This window comes from Marinobacterium mangrovicola, from assembly GCF_004339595.1.
GTDB classification, from domain to species: Bacteria; Pseudomonadota; Gammaproteobacteria; order Pseudomonadales; family Balneatricaceae; genus Marinobacterium_D; species Marinobacterium_D mangrovicola.
Genome location: NZ_SMFU01000014.1, coordinates 55587 through 68874, shown reverse-complemented (window position 1 = coordinate 68874; position 13288 = coordinate 55587). Strand labels below are relative to the sequence as shown.

General features: G+C 53.0%; 13 protein-coding genes and 1 pseudogene. 4 read left to right on the top strand and 10 right to left on the bottom strand.

What is annotated here, in order from left to right; translation table 11 throughout:
- Positions 1 to 39 precede the first annotated feature (39 nt).
- On the bottom strand, positions 40 to 2427 hold the full coding sequence (locus tag CLV83_RS21235; RefSeq protein ID WP_207894983.1) for an arylsulfatase: 2388 nt from the start codon (positions 2425 to 2427) through the stop codon (positions 40 to 42).
- Between the two features lie 519 nt (positions 2428 to 2946).
- Here CLV83_RS21235 and CLV83_RS21230 point away from each other — a divergent pair.
- On the top strand, positions 2947 to 4578 hold the full coding sequence (locus CLV83_RS21230; RefSeq protein ID WP_132297612.1) for a hypothetical protein: 1632 nt from the start codon (positions 2947 to 2949) through the stop codon (positions 4576 to 4578).
- A 101-nt stretch (positions 4579 to 4679) separates the two neighbouring features.
- Here the strand turns inward: CLV83_RS21230 and CLV83_RS21225 are convergent, their stop codons facing one another.
- The 3 genes from CLV83_RS21225 to CLV83_RS21215 are packed head-to-tail and all read right to left on the bottom strand — an operon-like array spanning position 4680 to position 6184.
- Positions 4680 to 5096: a hypothetical protein gene (locus CLV83_RS21225; protein ID WP_132297609.1), complete on the bottom strand. Its 417-nt coding sequence runs from the start codon at positions 5094 to 5096 to the stop codon at positions 4680 to 4682.
- Positions 5097 to 5600: a P-loop nucleotide/nucleoside kinase family protein gene (locus CLV83_RS21220; RefSeq protein WP_132297606.1), complete on the bottom strand. Its 504-nt coding sequence runs from the start codon at positions 5598 to 5600 to the stop codon at positions 5097 to 5099.
- A 47-nt stretch (positions 5601 to 5647) separates the two neighbouring features.
- A complete protein-coding gene (locus CLV83_RS21215; RefSeq protein WP_132297603.1) occupies positions 5648 to 6184 on the bottom strand; it encodes a hypothetical protein in 537 nt (178 codons plus the stop codon).
- A gap of 267 nt (positions 6185 to 6451) precedes the next feature.
- Between CLV83_RS21215 and CLV83_RS21210 the strand changes: the two genes are divergently transcribed.
- From CLV83_RS21210 to CLV83_RS21200, 3 genes are all read left to right on the top strand, one after another.
- Complete coding sequence (locus CLV83_RS21210) at positions 6452 to 7414, top strand: DUF6635 family protein (protein ID WP_132297600.1); 963 nt, start codon at positions 6452 to 6454, stop codon at positions 7412 to 7414.
- A gap of 38 nt (positions 7415 to 7452) precedes the next feature.
- Positions 7453 to 8403, top strand: coding sequence for a glycerophosphodiester phosphodiesterase (locus CLV83_RS21205; RefSeq protein WP_132297597.1), 951 nt, complete (start codon positions 7453 to 7455; stop codon positions 8401 to 8403).
- A gap of 153 nt (positions 8404 to 8556) precedes the next feature.
- Positions 8557 to 8790: an addiction module protein gene (locus CLV83_RS21200; RefSeq protein WP_132297594.1), complete on the top strand. Its 234-nt coding sequence runs from the start codon at positions 8557 to 8559 to the stop codon at positions 8788 to 8790.
- Positions 8791 to 9289: 499 nt separating this feature from the next.
- On the opposite strand, the pseudogene CLV83_RS22815 reads toward CLV83_RS21200, so the two are convergent.
- From CLV83_RS22815 to CLV83_RS21160, 6 genes and pseudogenes are all read right to left on the bottom strand, one after another.
- Positions 9290 to 9403, bottom strand: a pseudogene (locus CLV83_RS22815) (YkvA family protein); the annotation flags it as partial.
- A gap of 427 nt (positions 9404 to 9830) precedes the next feature.
- Positions 9831 to 10286, bottom strand: a complete 456-nt coding sequence (locus tag CLV83_RS21180) for a DUF6998 domain-containing protein (RefSeq protein WP_132297591.1) — start codon at positions 10284 to 10286, stop codon at positions 9831 to 9833.
- Positions 10287 to 10355: 69 nt separating this feature from the next.
- The gene (locus CLV83_RS21175) at positions 10356 to 10796 is read right to left on the bottom strand and encodes a hypothetical protein (RefSeq protein WP_132297588.1); all 441 of its coding nucleotides are present in this window, start codon (positions 10794 to 10796) and stop codon (positions 10356 to 10358) included.
- A 147-nt stretch (positions 10797 to 10943) separates the two neighbouring features.
- Positions 10944 to 11228 (bottom strand): hypothetical protein, encoded by a 285-nt coding sequence (locus CLV83_RS21170; protein ID WP_132297585.1) that lies wholly within the window; start codon positions 11226 to 11228, stop codon positions 10944 to 10946.
- Between the two features lie 78 nt (positions 11229 to 11306).
- Positions 11307 to 11897 carry a hypothetical protein gene (locus tag CLV83_RS21165; RefSeq protein WP_207894982.1) on the bottom strand — a complete coding sequence of 197 codons (591 nt, stop codon included), beginning with the start codon at positions 11895 to 11897 and terminating at the stop codon, positions 11307 to 11309.
- A 103-nt stretch (positions 11898 to 12000) separates the two neighbouring features.
- Positions 12001 to 12399, bottom strand: coding sequence for a YccF domain-containing protein (locus tag CLV83_RS21160; RefSeq protein WP_132297579.1), 399 nt, complete (start codon positions 12397 to 12399; stop codon positions 12001 to 12003).
- Positions 12400 to 13288: the final 889 nt, after the last annotated feature.

Genomic DNA, 13288 nt, shown 5'->3' with positions numbered 1-13288 from the left:
GGCAGGCCCGTTTTTATGTCTGGTGTTTGGCTGAGCAGCTTATTTCTTCAGGTTAACCACCACCTGCTCCAGAGAACCCTGGAAGGTGAACGGCGGGGTGTAGTCGTAGGTCACCGGGGTACCGGTATCGGCGCCGATATCCTGGTTTTCCGACAGCGAGTATTTGAACGGTGTGGTGCGTTCAATGGTGCCGCTACCGGCGTTGCGGCCATCGATCATCAGTTTGACCGAGCCGGCTTTACCCATTTCGTCGCCACCTTCGTAACTGAACTCCATCTTCAGCTCATGTTCGCCGGCGGGAACCTCGGCTTCACTCGCGACGGTATAAACCTCAACATCGATGTAGTTGTGCGCAACCTTCAGGACACCGTCTTTCAGGTAGAACGCCCAGCCGCCGGTGTTGCCGCCCTGGGTGAAGATCATGCCGTTGGCTTTCTCTGCCACGTTGACCTTGGCGCTGACACTGAACGATTTGTTCTTCAGATCCGGCGCTGAGGATTCCGGCAGGCCGGTCAGCGGGCCCTGGTAGACAAACTCGTCACGTCCGCTTGCCAGGTTGGGCTTGCCGGTAAACTCGGCGCTGAAGCGTTCGGCGCCGCGCCAGTCCAGCGGCAGCGCCTTGTTGGCGGAGGCCTGGGCCCACCAGAGTGCCTTCATCTGTTCCAGTTTGGCTGGGTTTTCGGCGGCCACGTCATGAGCTTGAGAGAAGTCTTCTTTCAGGTTGTACAGTTCCCAGTCGGCCGTGAACGGATCGAAGTCACCGCGCACCGGGTCCCAAGGCTCGAAGGAGAGGGACGCGGCCCACCAGCCATCCTGATACATACCGCGGTTGGCAACCATTTCGAAGTACTGGGTAGTACGAATTTCCGGGGCGTCGGCATCCACCAGCGTGGAGAGGAAGTCCTTGCCCTGGATCGGTGTCTGAACCGTACCGTTGACGCTACGTGGCTGGGCAACGCCCGCTGCTGCGAGAATGGTCGGCGCGATATCGATGACATGCAGGAACTGCCGACGGATCTCGCCGCCCTTGTTATAGCGTTCCGGCCATTTGACCACCATCGGGTTGCGCACGCCGCCCAGGTGGCTAGCTACCTGTTTTGTCCACTGGAACGGAGTGCCCATGGCCCAGGCCCAGGCAGCCGGGAAGTGGTTGAAGTGCAGTTCGGTACCGATCTCGTCGATACGCGGCAGCATATCTTCCGGCGTCATCAGGTAAGCGTTAAAGAAGGCGTTCTCGTTCAGCGTGCCATCCAGGCCGCCCTCGGCTGAAGCGCCGTTATCGCCGACGATATAGATAATCATTGTGTTGTCGGCATCGGGCAGGGTTTTAACGTAATCGAGCACACGGCCCACTTCCTGGTCCACATGTTCGCCATAGGCGGCGAACACCTCCATCATGCGGGCGTAGAGCTTCTTCTGATCCGCGCTCAGGCTGTCCCAGGCTGGCAGACTTTCCGGGCGTGGCGTCAGATCGGTGTCTTTAGGGATGATACCCATCTCTTTCTGCTGCGCGATGACCTGCTCACGGTAGGCATCCCAGCCCATATCGAACTTGCCCTTGAACTTGTCGATCAGCTCTTTCGGCGCCTGGTGCGGGGCGTGGGTTGCGGCGGGCGCAAGGTAAGCGAACCAGGGTTTGTCCGGCTGGATCGCTTCCAGTTCTTTCAGCCAGTTGATGGTGTGGTCGGCCAGATCGACACTGAGGAAGTAGTCATCCTCTTCCGGTGTGCCTATGGGAGTCTGGTTCTCAAACAGGTAGGGGCGGATCTGGTTTGTATCACCGGCCATGAAACCGTAGAAGTAATCGAACCCCAGGCCGTTGGGCCAGTGATCGAACGGGCCGGCCTTGCTGGTTTCGTAGATCGGGGTGTTGTGGTTCTTGCCGATCCAGGAGGTCACGTAACCGTTCTGGCGCAGCACCTCGGCAACGGTGGCGGTGTCCTTGGGAATAATGCCGGTGTAGCCGTCGTAACCGGTAGCCAGCTCGGTGATAACGCCGGTGCCTGACACGTTATGGTTGCGTCCGGTCAGCAGTGCCGCACGGGTGGGCGAGCAGAGCGCCGTGGTATGGAAGTTGGTGAAGGTGACGCCTTCTTCTGCCAGCTGGTCCAGCGAGGGCGAGGGTACCTCGCCGCCGGTCACCGCAAACTGGCCAAAGCCGACATCATCCAGCAGCACCAGCAGCACGTTCGGGGCACCTTCGGGGGCGGTGATCGGCTTGGGGAACTGGGGCGCGTCTGCGTCCTTGTAGGTGGTGCCCAGGTTGCCGGAGAACTTCTGCTCGGCGTAGGGCAACACAGCCTGGCCATCTCGGGCGGCCATGGCCGTTTCCGCGGCCTGGGCGGTGGCGAACAGGCTTAAAGGCGCGGCGGCGATCAACACGGCCAAACGGGCGCGGGTAAATCGCAGGGTGAAGTTGATACCCATCGAATCATTCCTATTCCATTTGCGAATAATTAGGAACTACCGCCTAGCGATAGAGAGTCGGCTTGGTGTTCTCTCCAGCGCAAGATTCCTTTCTTTGAAATGAGCACACCAGATCAGCTTAGACCATGTAAGTGATGGGTGTATGAAGAAAAGCGTCATGTAACGTATTGATTAGGGAGTTTTTATGACCGGTCGCAGGTGTAATGGAAAGCGCGGTTGAGGTTTACCCCGCGCCTGGCGCTATGACCGCTGATCTCCTTGCTCCGGTTGTGATTCAAAAACTGGCTGTTTAGACTCCAGCGCTCGCGTTAACTGCCTGGCCTGAGAACAAGGGATGTAACAGAAGGGCTCGAACCGGTCGCCGCGTTCCTGAATGCGGTCCGGGGTAAGCAATGGAGTTGCAAGGTTAAACGTCAAAAAGTGCTGTGCCTGGCACTGTCGCCGTTTGCCTCGCTGAACTCTTGTTTTATCGCCGAACGTTCGTTTTATCGATAGCTAGATGTACAAGGATGTAAATTCATGAAACCGAAGTCGCCTTCACGCCGCTATGTTGGCGTGATCCTGCTGTTTGGCTTACTACTGGCCGTTTTCCTGACCTACCGCTTGAGCCGCCCAGAAGTGCTCAGCTTTAACCCCCAGGCTGGTGACATCCGAGACTATCGTGTCGATCTCCATATGCGTATCACAGAGGAGGGGGCGGAACCTTCGCTGTATGAGGATGTAGTCAGTCTGCAGAGCCTGCTGCGCTATCGGGTTGATGGGGTGGTGCCCCTGAAAATCCATGCGCAGCCCCGTTTTATGAGCGTCTCCGATGGCTATGACATGATGACCAGTGCGGGCAGAGGCCCCTTCAATCGCCCAGCCGTTAAAGAGCTGATGAGCGCCGGGTTCGATCTGACGATTGAAGACTCGCAGACGACGATCAAGGCGGTCAACGAGGAGGCCTGGGATGGACTGCTTGAGAAAGCAGGTGAAGAGATGGAAGCGCAGATGCGTCAGCAGATCATGCTGCCCGCGGTGACCCGCGCCATTCCGATGCAAAAGGGTGCCGAGGTCAGTGTGCAGGGCTTCCAGGGAATGCCGCCCCTTAACCTGAGGGTAGAGGCGGTGGATGGCGATGGGATCACGGTTGATCTGGTCGGCGAAGCGGGTGCCTCCGAACTAGCTGTTGCCCTTGGCTCTGATAGGATCAGGACGCAGATCACGGACGTTAAAGGGCGCGTCCGCTTGAGCCGCGATGGCGGTTGGGTGGAGTCGATGGTACTGCTCAGTAGCCAGAAGGTGGAAGCTCATGGCCGACAGGCGAATGTGCGGGTCGTGCTGTCGGTGCGTCATGCTGATAATGCTGCGTCTGTTCCTGTCGAACTGAGCCTGAAACGTGGGCTAGGCCTTGCACGGCTGATCGCCAGCACTAAAGCTCTCGAAATGGAATTGCCGCAAACGGCGAGCGAGCAGCAACAGCTTCCTGTTTTAGAGCCTGTCACCGCGCCGTTTGCAAACCCGGAAGGGCAGCTATCGGTGGATGAGGAGGCTGGCCGAGTGGAGCTTCAGCTGAATATCGATAAGCAGCCAAATGAAGATTTTGGGCAGATCATTGGGGTAGAAACACTCGAACTTTTCAACGCTGAAGGTGAGGTTCTCGACATCCCACTGGTACTGGAGGAGATCGGAACGGGAGGTTTGCACGGCGCCGACTTTGTCATCCGCTTTCTGGCGGCGGGATGGGAGAAACCCGACCTGGAAAAAATCGCCAAAGCGGAAGCCGTTCTGCAGTATCGCGCGCCGACTAACCCGACTAAGGTCTCGCTGCCATTGGCAGATACAGCGACAGAGATTAACGAGGGGGGCGCTCAAGCCAAGGCGATTCCGATAGACGGTGGCTGGCGCGTGATCCTGAAAAGCGCTAACCATGACTATTATCTTCTCGATCGCTCGGCCGCGTTCCCGGGATTATCGGCACAACTGGCCAGTAGCCCTTTTGAGGGCACCACGCCCATTGAGCGAAGTATGCTGGGACGAGTCACCATAACAGACGCTTGGGAGACCCATTATATGGTTAAGGGCGCGGGTGACCGGTTTAATCTGCTCTGGATTAAAGGTGCTCCCGTTATTGAGACATCTCCTCTTAGCTTCCTGAACGAAAACGAGTGACGAGAACGAGTACCCATAAAAAGAGTAGCGAGAGGGAGTAAGATACCAACCGCATTGCCGGCGAACCTATCGAGCCGGTTTCGGAAGATCACTTTAGTGGTTCAATGATCCCAAATAGCCTGATCGGTGCTTGCCGGCCCGCATGGAGAGATAGGTAATCTTTCCAGCATCGGTAGCCAGGAGTGAGCGATCTTCTGGCTGCTGAACGTCTGTTGTAGTACGCCACTGGAAACCGCAGCGGAGATGGTCGGACGGGAGAAGGGCGCGCGGAATAAAGTCTGGCCGCCCGCCAGTATCTCCACCTTCTTGCCGATATGGTGCTGGGTCAGGGTTTCAAAACTCTGGCTGCCTGCAGGCGTCAGTTTTACAAAGACCGGCCAGCCGTAAGAGTTCGGCTCTCCCAGGCTAGCCTGTTCAACGAAAGCGGAGCAGAGATGGAACTGCAGCGGCTTTTTTTGCGGCTCTTCGGCAGCGGCAAGAGTCGGAATCAATGATAAAACGAGCAGGGCCCATTTCATTCAGCCACGCTCTATACGCAGGATATTGAGATTTTCCTCTGCCGCTGGCGGCTCGAAAAACCGGGTGACATGGGCGAACACTTCGGCGGTATCGAAGTGAGCCCGCTCCGGCTGCTCAAGACGCCGCTGCGCTACCTGAGCCAGGCACTGGTCATCGGTGAGATCCAGAAACTGCATCTCATGTTCGCAATCGGCGTCACTGCATAGCGCCTTAAACCAGGCGCGCTGGTTCACCGTGTTGGCGGGAAAATCCATCACCACGCTGGTGCCGGTGGCGAGGATATTTTGGACATGGGCCTGGATAAACGGCTTGATGGTTCTCGACAGGGCCAGGTAGTCATCGAAGGTTTGAATCTGGTTTGGGTAATGCGCCGCCAGCCACTCATCTTCTGAAATCAGTATCGCGTTGTTCTCTGTGGCGACCGCTTTGGCCTGCGTGGATTTGCCCGCGCCCATCTTGCCGCAGAAAAAGAAAAGTGTTCCTGTTTGTCCCTCGGTGTTCATGCTCAGTCCGTTGGTCCCTGTAGCTTGGTTTTAGTCGTCTTTCGATGTTAGCTGCTGGTTGCTCTGCCTTGGTTCTCAATCTTCTGTTCGGCCGCTGCCGGCGCCTGGCAGGAGGGCGTGCCCTGGGAGTTCTGATAAAGAGCATAGGCGGAAAACATCAGCACGATCAGGCCCGCCGCAATCAGCGGTTTGTCCCTGCCTAGATCCTGAAGCCCATCCCGCTTGGCTTTTGCCAGATCATCCGGGTGATAGACACCGGCGCGGCAGAACAGCAGCGTCACAAAGAACATACCGGCAACGGCCAGAAAAGTATGTAGCGTATAAGTGAAGGCGATCAGCGAGCAGGCGTTGCTGACGCTGTTGGCGCTTACCCCCAGCACTGCCGCGCAGGCCATCATCGCCAGAGCAAATAGATTGATCGGCGTTTTCGAACGGGTTACGGCGGCCCAGGCGCTGCTATAAAAGCTCGAAGGCTGCGGACTCGATCTGTCTGCTTCTGCCTTGATCGGGCGGCCGCACTGGACGCAACTGGTGGCTTGATCAGATATCTCGTGATTGCAGTCCGTGCATCGGATTAAAGCCATAACGCGTCTCCTGACGGTGGTTTATCTGGACAGCTGCTTTGCCACTCTTTTACCGGCATGCCGATAAAGACATGTTGGTAAAGAATAGTGGCAGTAGTGCGCAAACGCCGGAAAGTTGATTCGTGGTGCAGTTGATTCGTGATGAAAGGCGACGTCACGCTACCCTCGGTTGCTCCCGCCAGCCGGATCAGCTCCTCTAAGTGCTCTGGCCAGGTATACGCATTTGCGGTTTAATGCGGCTACCTGCAGTGAGATACACCGATCATCATGCCCACAGAGATATCGCCTGAGCAGCAGCTTTCCCGCGCCGAGATAGAACAGGCGATCAACTCAGGTGTTGAGCGTTACTTCAATGATTGCCGTGCGCGGGTTCCCGCGTTTATCCGGCGCCATTTCCAGTACCCCGGTGCGATTGCCACCAACCGTGTAGCCCTGGGCTGGGATATGCTGCGTGCGCCGGTTAATCTGCTCTGGGCGCCGATGTACGCACTGGCATCTGTGCTGAAAGCCCTGACCAGAAAACGCAAAGGGCTGGGCTGGCTGTATAGTGCTGCCGCGCTGGTGCCGGCGGGTTTTACCACCCGGGTTCAGCAGCATATATCTGATCTGATCCTGATCGAGTTGTTGAATGACGGTAAAGAAGGGGAGCTGCTGGAGAGCTATCTGCTGGAGGCGCTGGAAGCGTTATACGCCCGCCACACCTGCGAAGCGGCCGACCATCGCCAGTTTATCCGCACCATTGAGCCGCTGGTGGCCGATGCGCTCAGCCAGTACCGGGTTACCCGCACCGCATCCGCCGATATCACCAACAGCATCTCCTGCACCGTGCTGGGTGCCTTTGCCTTTCAGAAATTCACTCCCGGCGGCATCGGCCTGGGCGTGGTGCTGGCGTCTATCGTCGCGAAAACCCTAGCCGCCCGGGACTTTATCTTCGGTGAGACCGCCGGCAACTGGTACTACGGCTTGTTTCCGCCGGAGCCCTCATGGACCATTACCGCGGGTGTGATGCTTACCGTGCTGTCCGCACTGGCAGCGTTTGCTGCGCTGTCCGGCATGATCTTCGACCCGGTTCAGGCCAGTCTCGGGATGCATAAGCGGCGACTGAACAAGCTGCTTGATCACCTGGAAAGGGATGTGAACCGCAGCACCCAAAGCAGCTTTCGGCCGAAAGATCAGTTTGTCGCACGGATACTGGATGCCTTTGATCTGATCCGCACCGGGTTACTCTAACGCCATACACTTTCAATGCATTAACGACAGGGATCGCCATGAAGCATAGAGATTTGAACCGCCGTCCGCCGAATTCACTCCTCGCCCTAGCGGCATCGCTGCTGGCTTTCACCGCGCCGCTGCCTGCTCATGCAGACGAAAGCGGCGTTCAGGCCCATCTGGATGATCTGAAATCGTTCAAGTTGATCGCCCATCGCGGAGCCAGTGGCTATGCACCGGAGCATACCTGGGCGGCCTACGACAAGGCGCGCGAGATGGGGGGCGATTATCTGGAACTGGATCTGCATATGAGTGCCGATGGCGAGATCATCGTGATCCACGATGACAGCCTGGATCGCACCACCAATGGGGCGGGCAAGGTGCAGGAGCATAATCTTGAACAGCTCAAGGCGCTGGATGCCGGTTCCTGGTTTAACGAGAAATATCCCGACCGTGCCGATGAAACTTATGTAGGTGCAAAGCTGATGACACTGGATGAAGTGATCGGTCGCTACGGCGATGAAGTGCGCTACTACATCGAAACCAAGTCGCCACAGCGCTACCCGGCGCTGCAGCGTGAGCTGGTCGAAACCCTGGATGAAGCGGGGCTGATCGAGTCAGGCTCGGTAGTAATTCAGTCCTTCAGCCAGGCCAGCCTGAAGGAGATCCACGGGCTTAATGCCGATATCCCGCTGGTACAGCTGCTCTGGTATTCACCGCGGGAAGAGGGCGGTCTGAAAGAGTGGAACGACACCACACCGGCCCCGAAAGATATGAACGATGCAGACTTCCAGCAGATCGCCAGCTATGCCATCGGCCTCGGTCCCAACGTGATCTATCGCGGCAAGGAAGTGATCGATCAGGGCTTTATCGAACAGGCCCACAATAACGGCCTGATCGTGCATCCCTACACCATTAACGAGCCGGAACAGATGCAGCGCCTGATCGGCTGGGGCGTGGATGGGATGTTTACCGACTTTCCGGATCGGCTGCGGGCGTTAGTGGATTGATTGCTGCCGGTGTGCTGATTAAAAAGCAGGGCACTACAGCTGGATCCGCAAGGGATTTCGAGTGCCAGGCTGGCTACGAACAGCATGTCTGTCTGCCTTGTGACCGATAGTTAATCGAGCTAGCATAATCTCATTGCCGAGGCCGGAGGTAGCATGACTGCTGAAATGTTAAACCAACTGCGCGCTCAGATATCGACTCTAACCGAGTCGGAACGGGCCGAGCTCGCTTGTGAGCTCATTACAAGTCTGGATAGGCCTCGAGACGAGTCAGTGGAGCCAGCGTGGCAGGATGAAATTTCAAAGCGCCGCTCTAAGGTCGAGAGCGGCAGCGCAAAGTTGCTTAGTCGCGAAGAGTTCCGAGCCAAAATGCGAGAGAGGATCGGCTAGAAACGGTGCGGCGATCAGTAAGGATACTGGAAGAAGCCTCGCAGGAAGCCATAGAGGCCGCGTCTTGGTACGAGTATAGACAGCCAGGATTAGGCGCTGAATTCTTCGCTGTTGTTGATGCCGCCTTGGATATTATTGAAGAAAATCTGATCCCCCTGTCTCCACTTCGCTGAGCCTCAGGTATAAAACACCTGGTTCTCGACCGGTTCCCTTACGATATCCTGGTCTTAGACTCACCGGAGGAAGCGATAGTCATCGCCGTTGCCCACCATTCCCGAAAGCCAGGGTATTGGAGGGAAAGAAAAACGAAATAACGACTTCTTGCTTTGTCCCAATATTCTGCGGACCAAACAAATTATCTTGAGCACTCTGTAGCTGGCAATCATGCTGATTCAGACCATAACTGCGGCCACGCACAATGCGTGCGCAGTTATACCTGTTTTAGTTTCCACTCTTTGTATTTGTGAAGATCATTCTCAATCATCGACAGGCAGGCGGCTACAACAAAAGCATCATCAACAAGGCCGATAACGGGGATCACATCTGGGATAAGATCTATAGGCGTCAACACATAAAGCAGCGCCGCTACAATCGCCGCGATTGAGTACCAGGGTATCTCCCGGTAACTGCCATTAACGTAGTCCTTCACGATGGCAAACAGCAGCTTCAGATCTTCGATGTATCTGCCGAGCGGACCGCCGGTTTTGAACTTGTCCTCGATCTCTTTCTGCTTGTTCAGAACCGTATCGACATCTTCTTCGGTGACCTGTTGAGACCTTTTTTTCAGCTCTTCATTGGCCTGTTCTTTGGTTATCTTTGTCATGATGCATCCTTGATAGAAAGATCTAATGCCGGATTAAGGAGCTGAAACACCGGCTAACTCTTCGATATCTATTAGATCGACTTCGCGTCCCAAGATTCTTTTGTATTGCACTAACTCTGGAACCGGAATGACCGGAACCTCGATGCCCTCATAATTTCTGACGACCGAATGCCAAGCATACCGGTGACCTTAGAGGAGCATCCTCAGCAGTGGCTTGTTAAAAGGCTTTAGGCACCCGGTCCGTTTGCGCCACTGTGTGATTGAGTTGCCGGAGTTTGTTGAGAGAGATCTGAAACTGACCGTTACTTGGTAGTGGGTTGCCTTTGAACTGCTCCCAGACCAAAGCACCGGGCCCGTTATAGATCTCCTCGAAGGTACCATCGGGGAGGATCTTGATACAGATCGTGTGTTCAGGCTCGCTCCTGAACGCTACCGATCTCGCCTGGGTTGCCTTGATCTCAACGTTCAAACCCTCAGGTGTGACCGCGTCATAGCCCTTATTAGAGGCCGTCATCAGCTTCAGGCCATAGGCGTCGGCTACCAGGCATTCACCGATACTTCCGACCATATGACCATCGGGAGTGAAATGCCTGCCCGGGAACATCTGCTCAAGCTCACCGACCGTTGCATAGAGTTGAGTCACCAGTCTTTGGAACTCTTTATGATTGATCACTCCTGGCCAACTCCTTTCCGTTCGATCATGCAAAAAGCCCAGAGGGGCACATACCATTACTTTCGGCTATCACCTTACTGTAGCTTCAGCAGAGGATGACAGTTTCCTGTTATAAACGAGTATCTGGATAGCGCAGAGCATAGGCCAAAGTGCGAGGCCAAACAGCAGAACCTGTTCGAATGGAGCGAAGCCTGAAACGCTTATCTTGTATAGCAACGCAAGGGTGAGCAGGGCACCTATGACGAGTGATAGAGAGTACTTTCTGACGTTGATTGTCTCGTTAATGCAATGGCGGTAAGTCAGCATCGTAAACTTGATCAGCGAATAGATGCCCGCCCAGTAGATAAGTGTTATCAGCAAAACCGATCTGTCGATCCCTTCGCGGCTGTTGGTGAACAGGCTGACAACTGAGGTGAGTGTAAAGAGGAAGCCATAAATCGAGCTGGATACCAGAAGATAGCAAAGCGTGGCAAGTATGAGAAAGGCCTGAATACTGATGAGGTTTTTCATGGTTATTTAAGACGTTGGAATGTGCATCCGTATGCTTGTCAATTTGTTCCCCTAATTCCCGCGTGGCTAACTCAATTGACGGCGCAGGAATGGTCGGCAACGGAGCAACGTGCAACTAGAGTTCCTTTGAGTATCTTGCTGACTGGTTCAGTCGCCTATAAAAATGATGCCGTAGCCCTCAAGTTCTGACTGTTTGAGAACAGAGATTAGAGACTTGTAAATCTGACTACCGGTGCTCTTTGCTGCAAGAGACTCAATCAGCGGTTTTACCCCGGAGCTCAATTTCAGGTCGCTGTACTGATCGATGAACAAGCCAGTCTTTGCTCGGTAAAGCTCGATAGCTGGAAGAATTTCGGCGTACTCGGTACTGTTGATTGACAATATATGATCTTGCGTCCGACCGTCGATAATTTTGTGAATATCTATACTCATTGACTTATAAAACTCACTTTGAATTGGATGGAAGGCGCCGTTACGTCAAAGATGCTTTCAATCACATTGTTGTAGTATTTAGAATGCCAGTAACCTATTTATTTTTTTAACAACACTATCGCGGACACTATGCTTTTTGAAAGTTGTTGGAATATGTAAAAGGAAGCTTGCCCACCGATATTTACTGGTTTTTCTATCAGTTGACTCAATATAATCTCTGAGATCGACAGCTGATTCTCGATTAAAAGCCCAGAGCGTTTTATTTTTGACGTTGATAGAGTAAAAGGCATCATAGGGCCAATTTAAAATGTATGGCTTTCTGGTATGGCAATGACCACATGATACCGAGCCAAGATCCGTACCCTGGCTTCTGGTTAGGTACTTAGAGTGATTCCAGTTTTCTGGCTTGTACCCTTCAGGTAGTTCGTGGATGGCTTCAGTAGAGCCGCCATGCAAATTTGCATAAAAAACTGCTCCATGCCATTTGTGACCACATGAATCTTTGAACTGATAATATTCAAATAGGTCACTTTCCTCGAAGAATGCTATATCTTTCTTCAGGGTAATCCTGACGACTTCACCAAATTCGAAGACAGCATGCCTGCCACACCACGGACATTTAATGTCCAAGATGTGAGGCATTGGATTCCATTCGTACGTTCCAGTCATCTCGATCTCAATTTGCGATAATGCCTAATTTAGGGGCCGGATCAGCGTAGCTGCGGAGGCCCCAGCCACACGCTATATGGCGAAAAGTGCATTGTTATAAATATTATCTAATATCAATTATACATTTTCCTATTGGCATCAAAGCAATATTAACAAGTTTTATATGCTGTAGACCAAACGGTATACCGATTATAGTAATAAAGAAAAACAGAGCTGAAACAAGATGCCCTAGGGCTAACCAAATACCTGCAAATAGCAACCAGATTATATTCCCGATAAGTCCTAAGCTTCCCGTTCCGATATCTGATTTTCCGGTAGAAATCTCTCGTGATACCGCCTCTTTTCCAAAAGGGAAAAATGAGAATAAGCCAATATTGAAGCACGCTCTGCCCCAGGGTATGCCGATAATACTAACGAAAGCTATCAGTCCAATCAGGAACCAAGCCAGACCCATAAAAAAACCGCCAAAGACAAACCAAATTATATTTCCAATTAATCGCATTTTAGTACCAACTCCTTTTTGGTAATTTATAACGCCTTAAATAAAGGGATGTAGCTGCGTAGCGGCGGAGGTTTCGGCCCACAGATTGGCCGATTTTCATGTATTTTTTATACATGACTTAAGCAAAACTCGGAGCCGTTAACCATAGACTACCATTCGTTACCTTTAGTTATTTCACCATTTATTGATAGCCCACAATGTTGGCAAGTGCCGCTTCCATAGGCAATTGGATAATTCCAAGAAGAACCGAAAGGTTCTCCACATCGTGGACAAGGTATCTGAGCGATTTTCCTAATGTTAAGAATAACAAGATAAAATGAAATAATTCCAATGACGGGAGCCATTAAAGGAATTAATATACCTATACCAATACATAAGGCAAATGATGTCATAATATGAGGACTATAGAATAATCCGGCCTTCCTAGCCTTCCGTATTATTTCCAATCCGGGTTCGTAATTTGAGCTCATAATGTATAACAGTCTGTTGAATACGTTTGTGACTTCATGATAATTATAAACCGAACTACGCTCGGGACTTACCTTCTTTGACCAGATCTCGCTTAAACATTAAAACTACAAGGTAAATAAGGCCGAAAATAGGCACTATAGAAAATACTGCCCCAAGCACGGCAGCCAACACAGGCGTTTCTGTTTTTCTTCTGCCCAAGTAGTAGCTGATGACCGCAACAACTGCTGCAAAGATAGTTATGAACTGTCCAATTACTGTCAAATTTATATACATGGGAATACTACTTTATTCTCGTTACTTTGGTTTATAACGCCCTGACATTCGGCGGAGCGGAGCGACTTCCGCGTGCTTTGACTCGTTATGAATAGCTAGCTAATGCTGCCAGTGGGGATAAAGTACGTGAGGTATATGCCGGCAC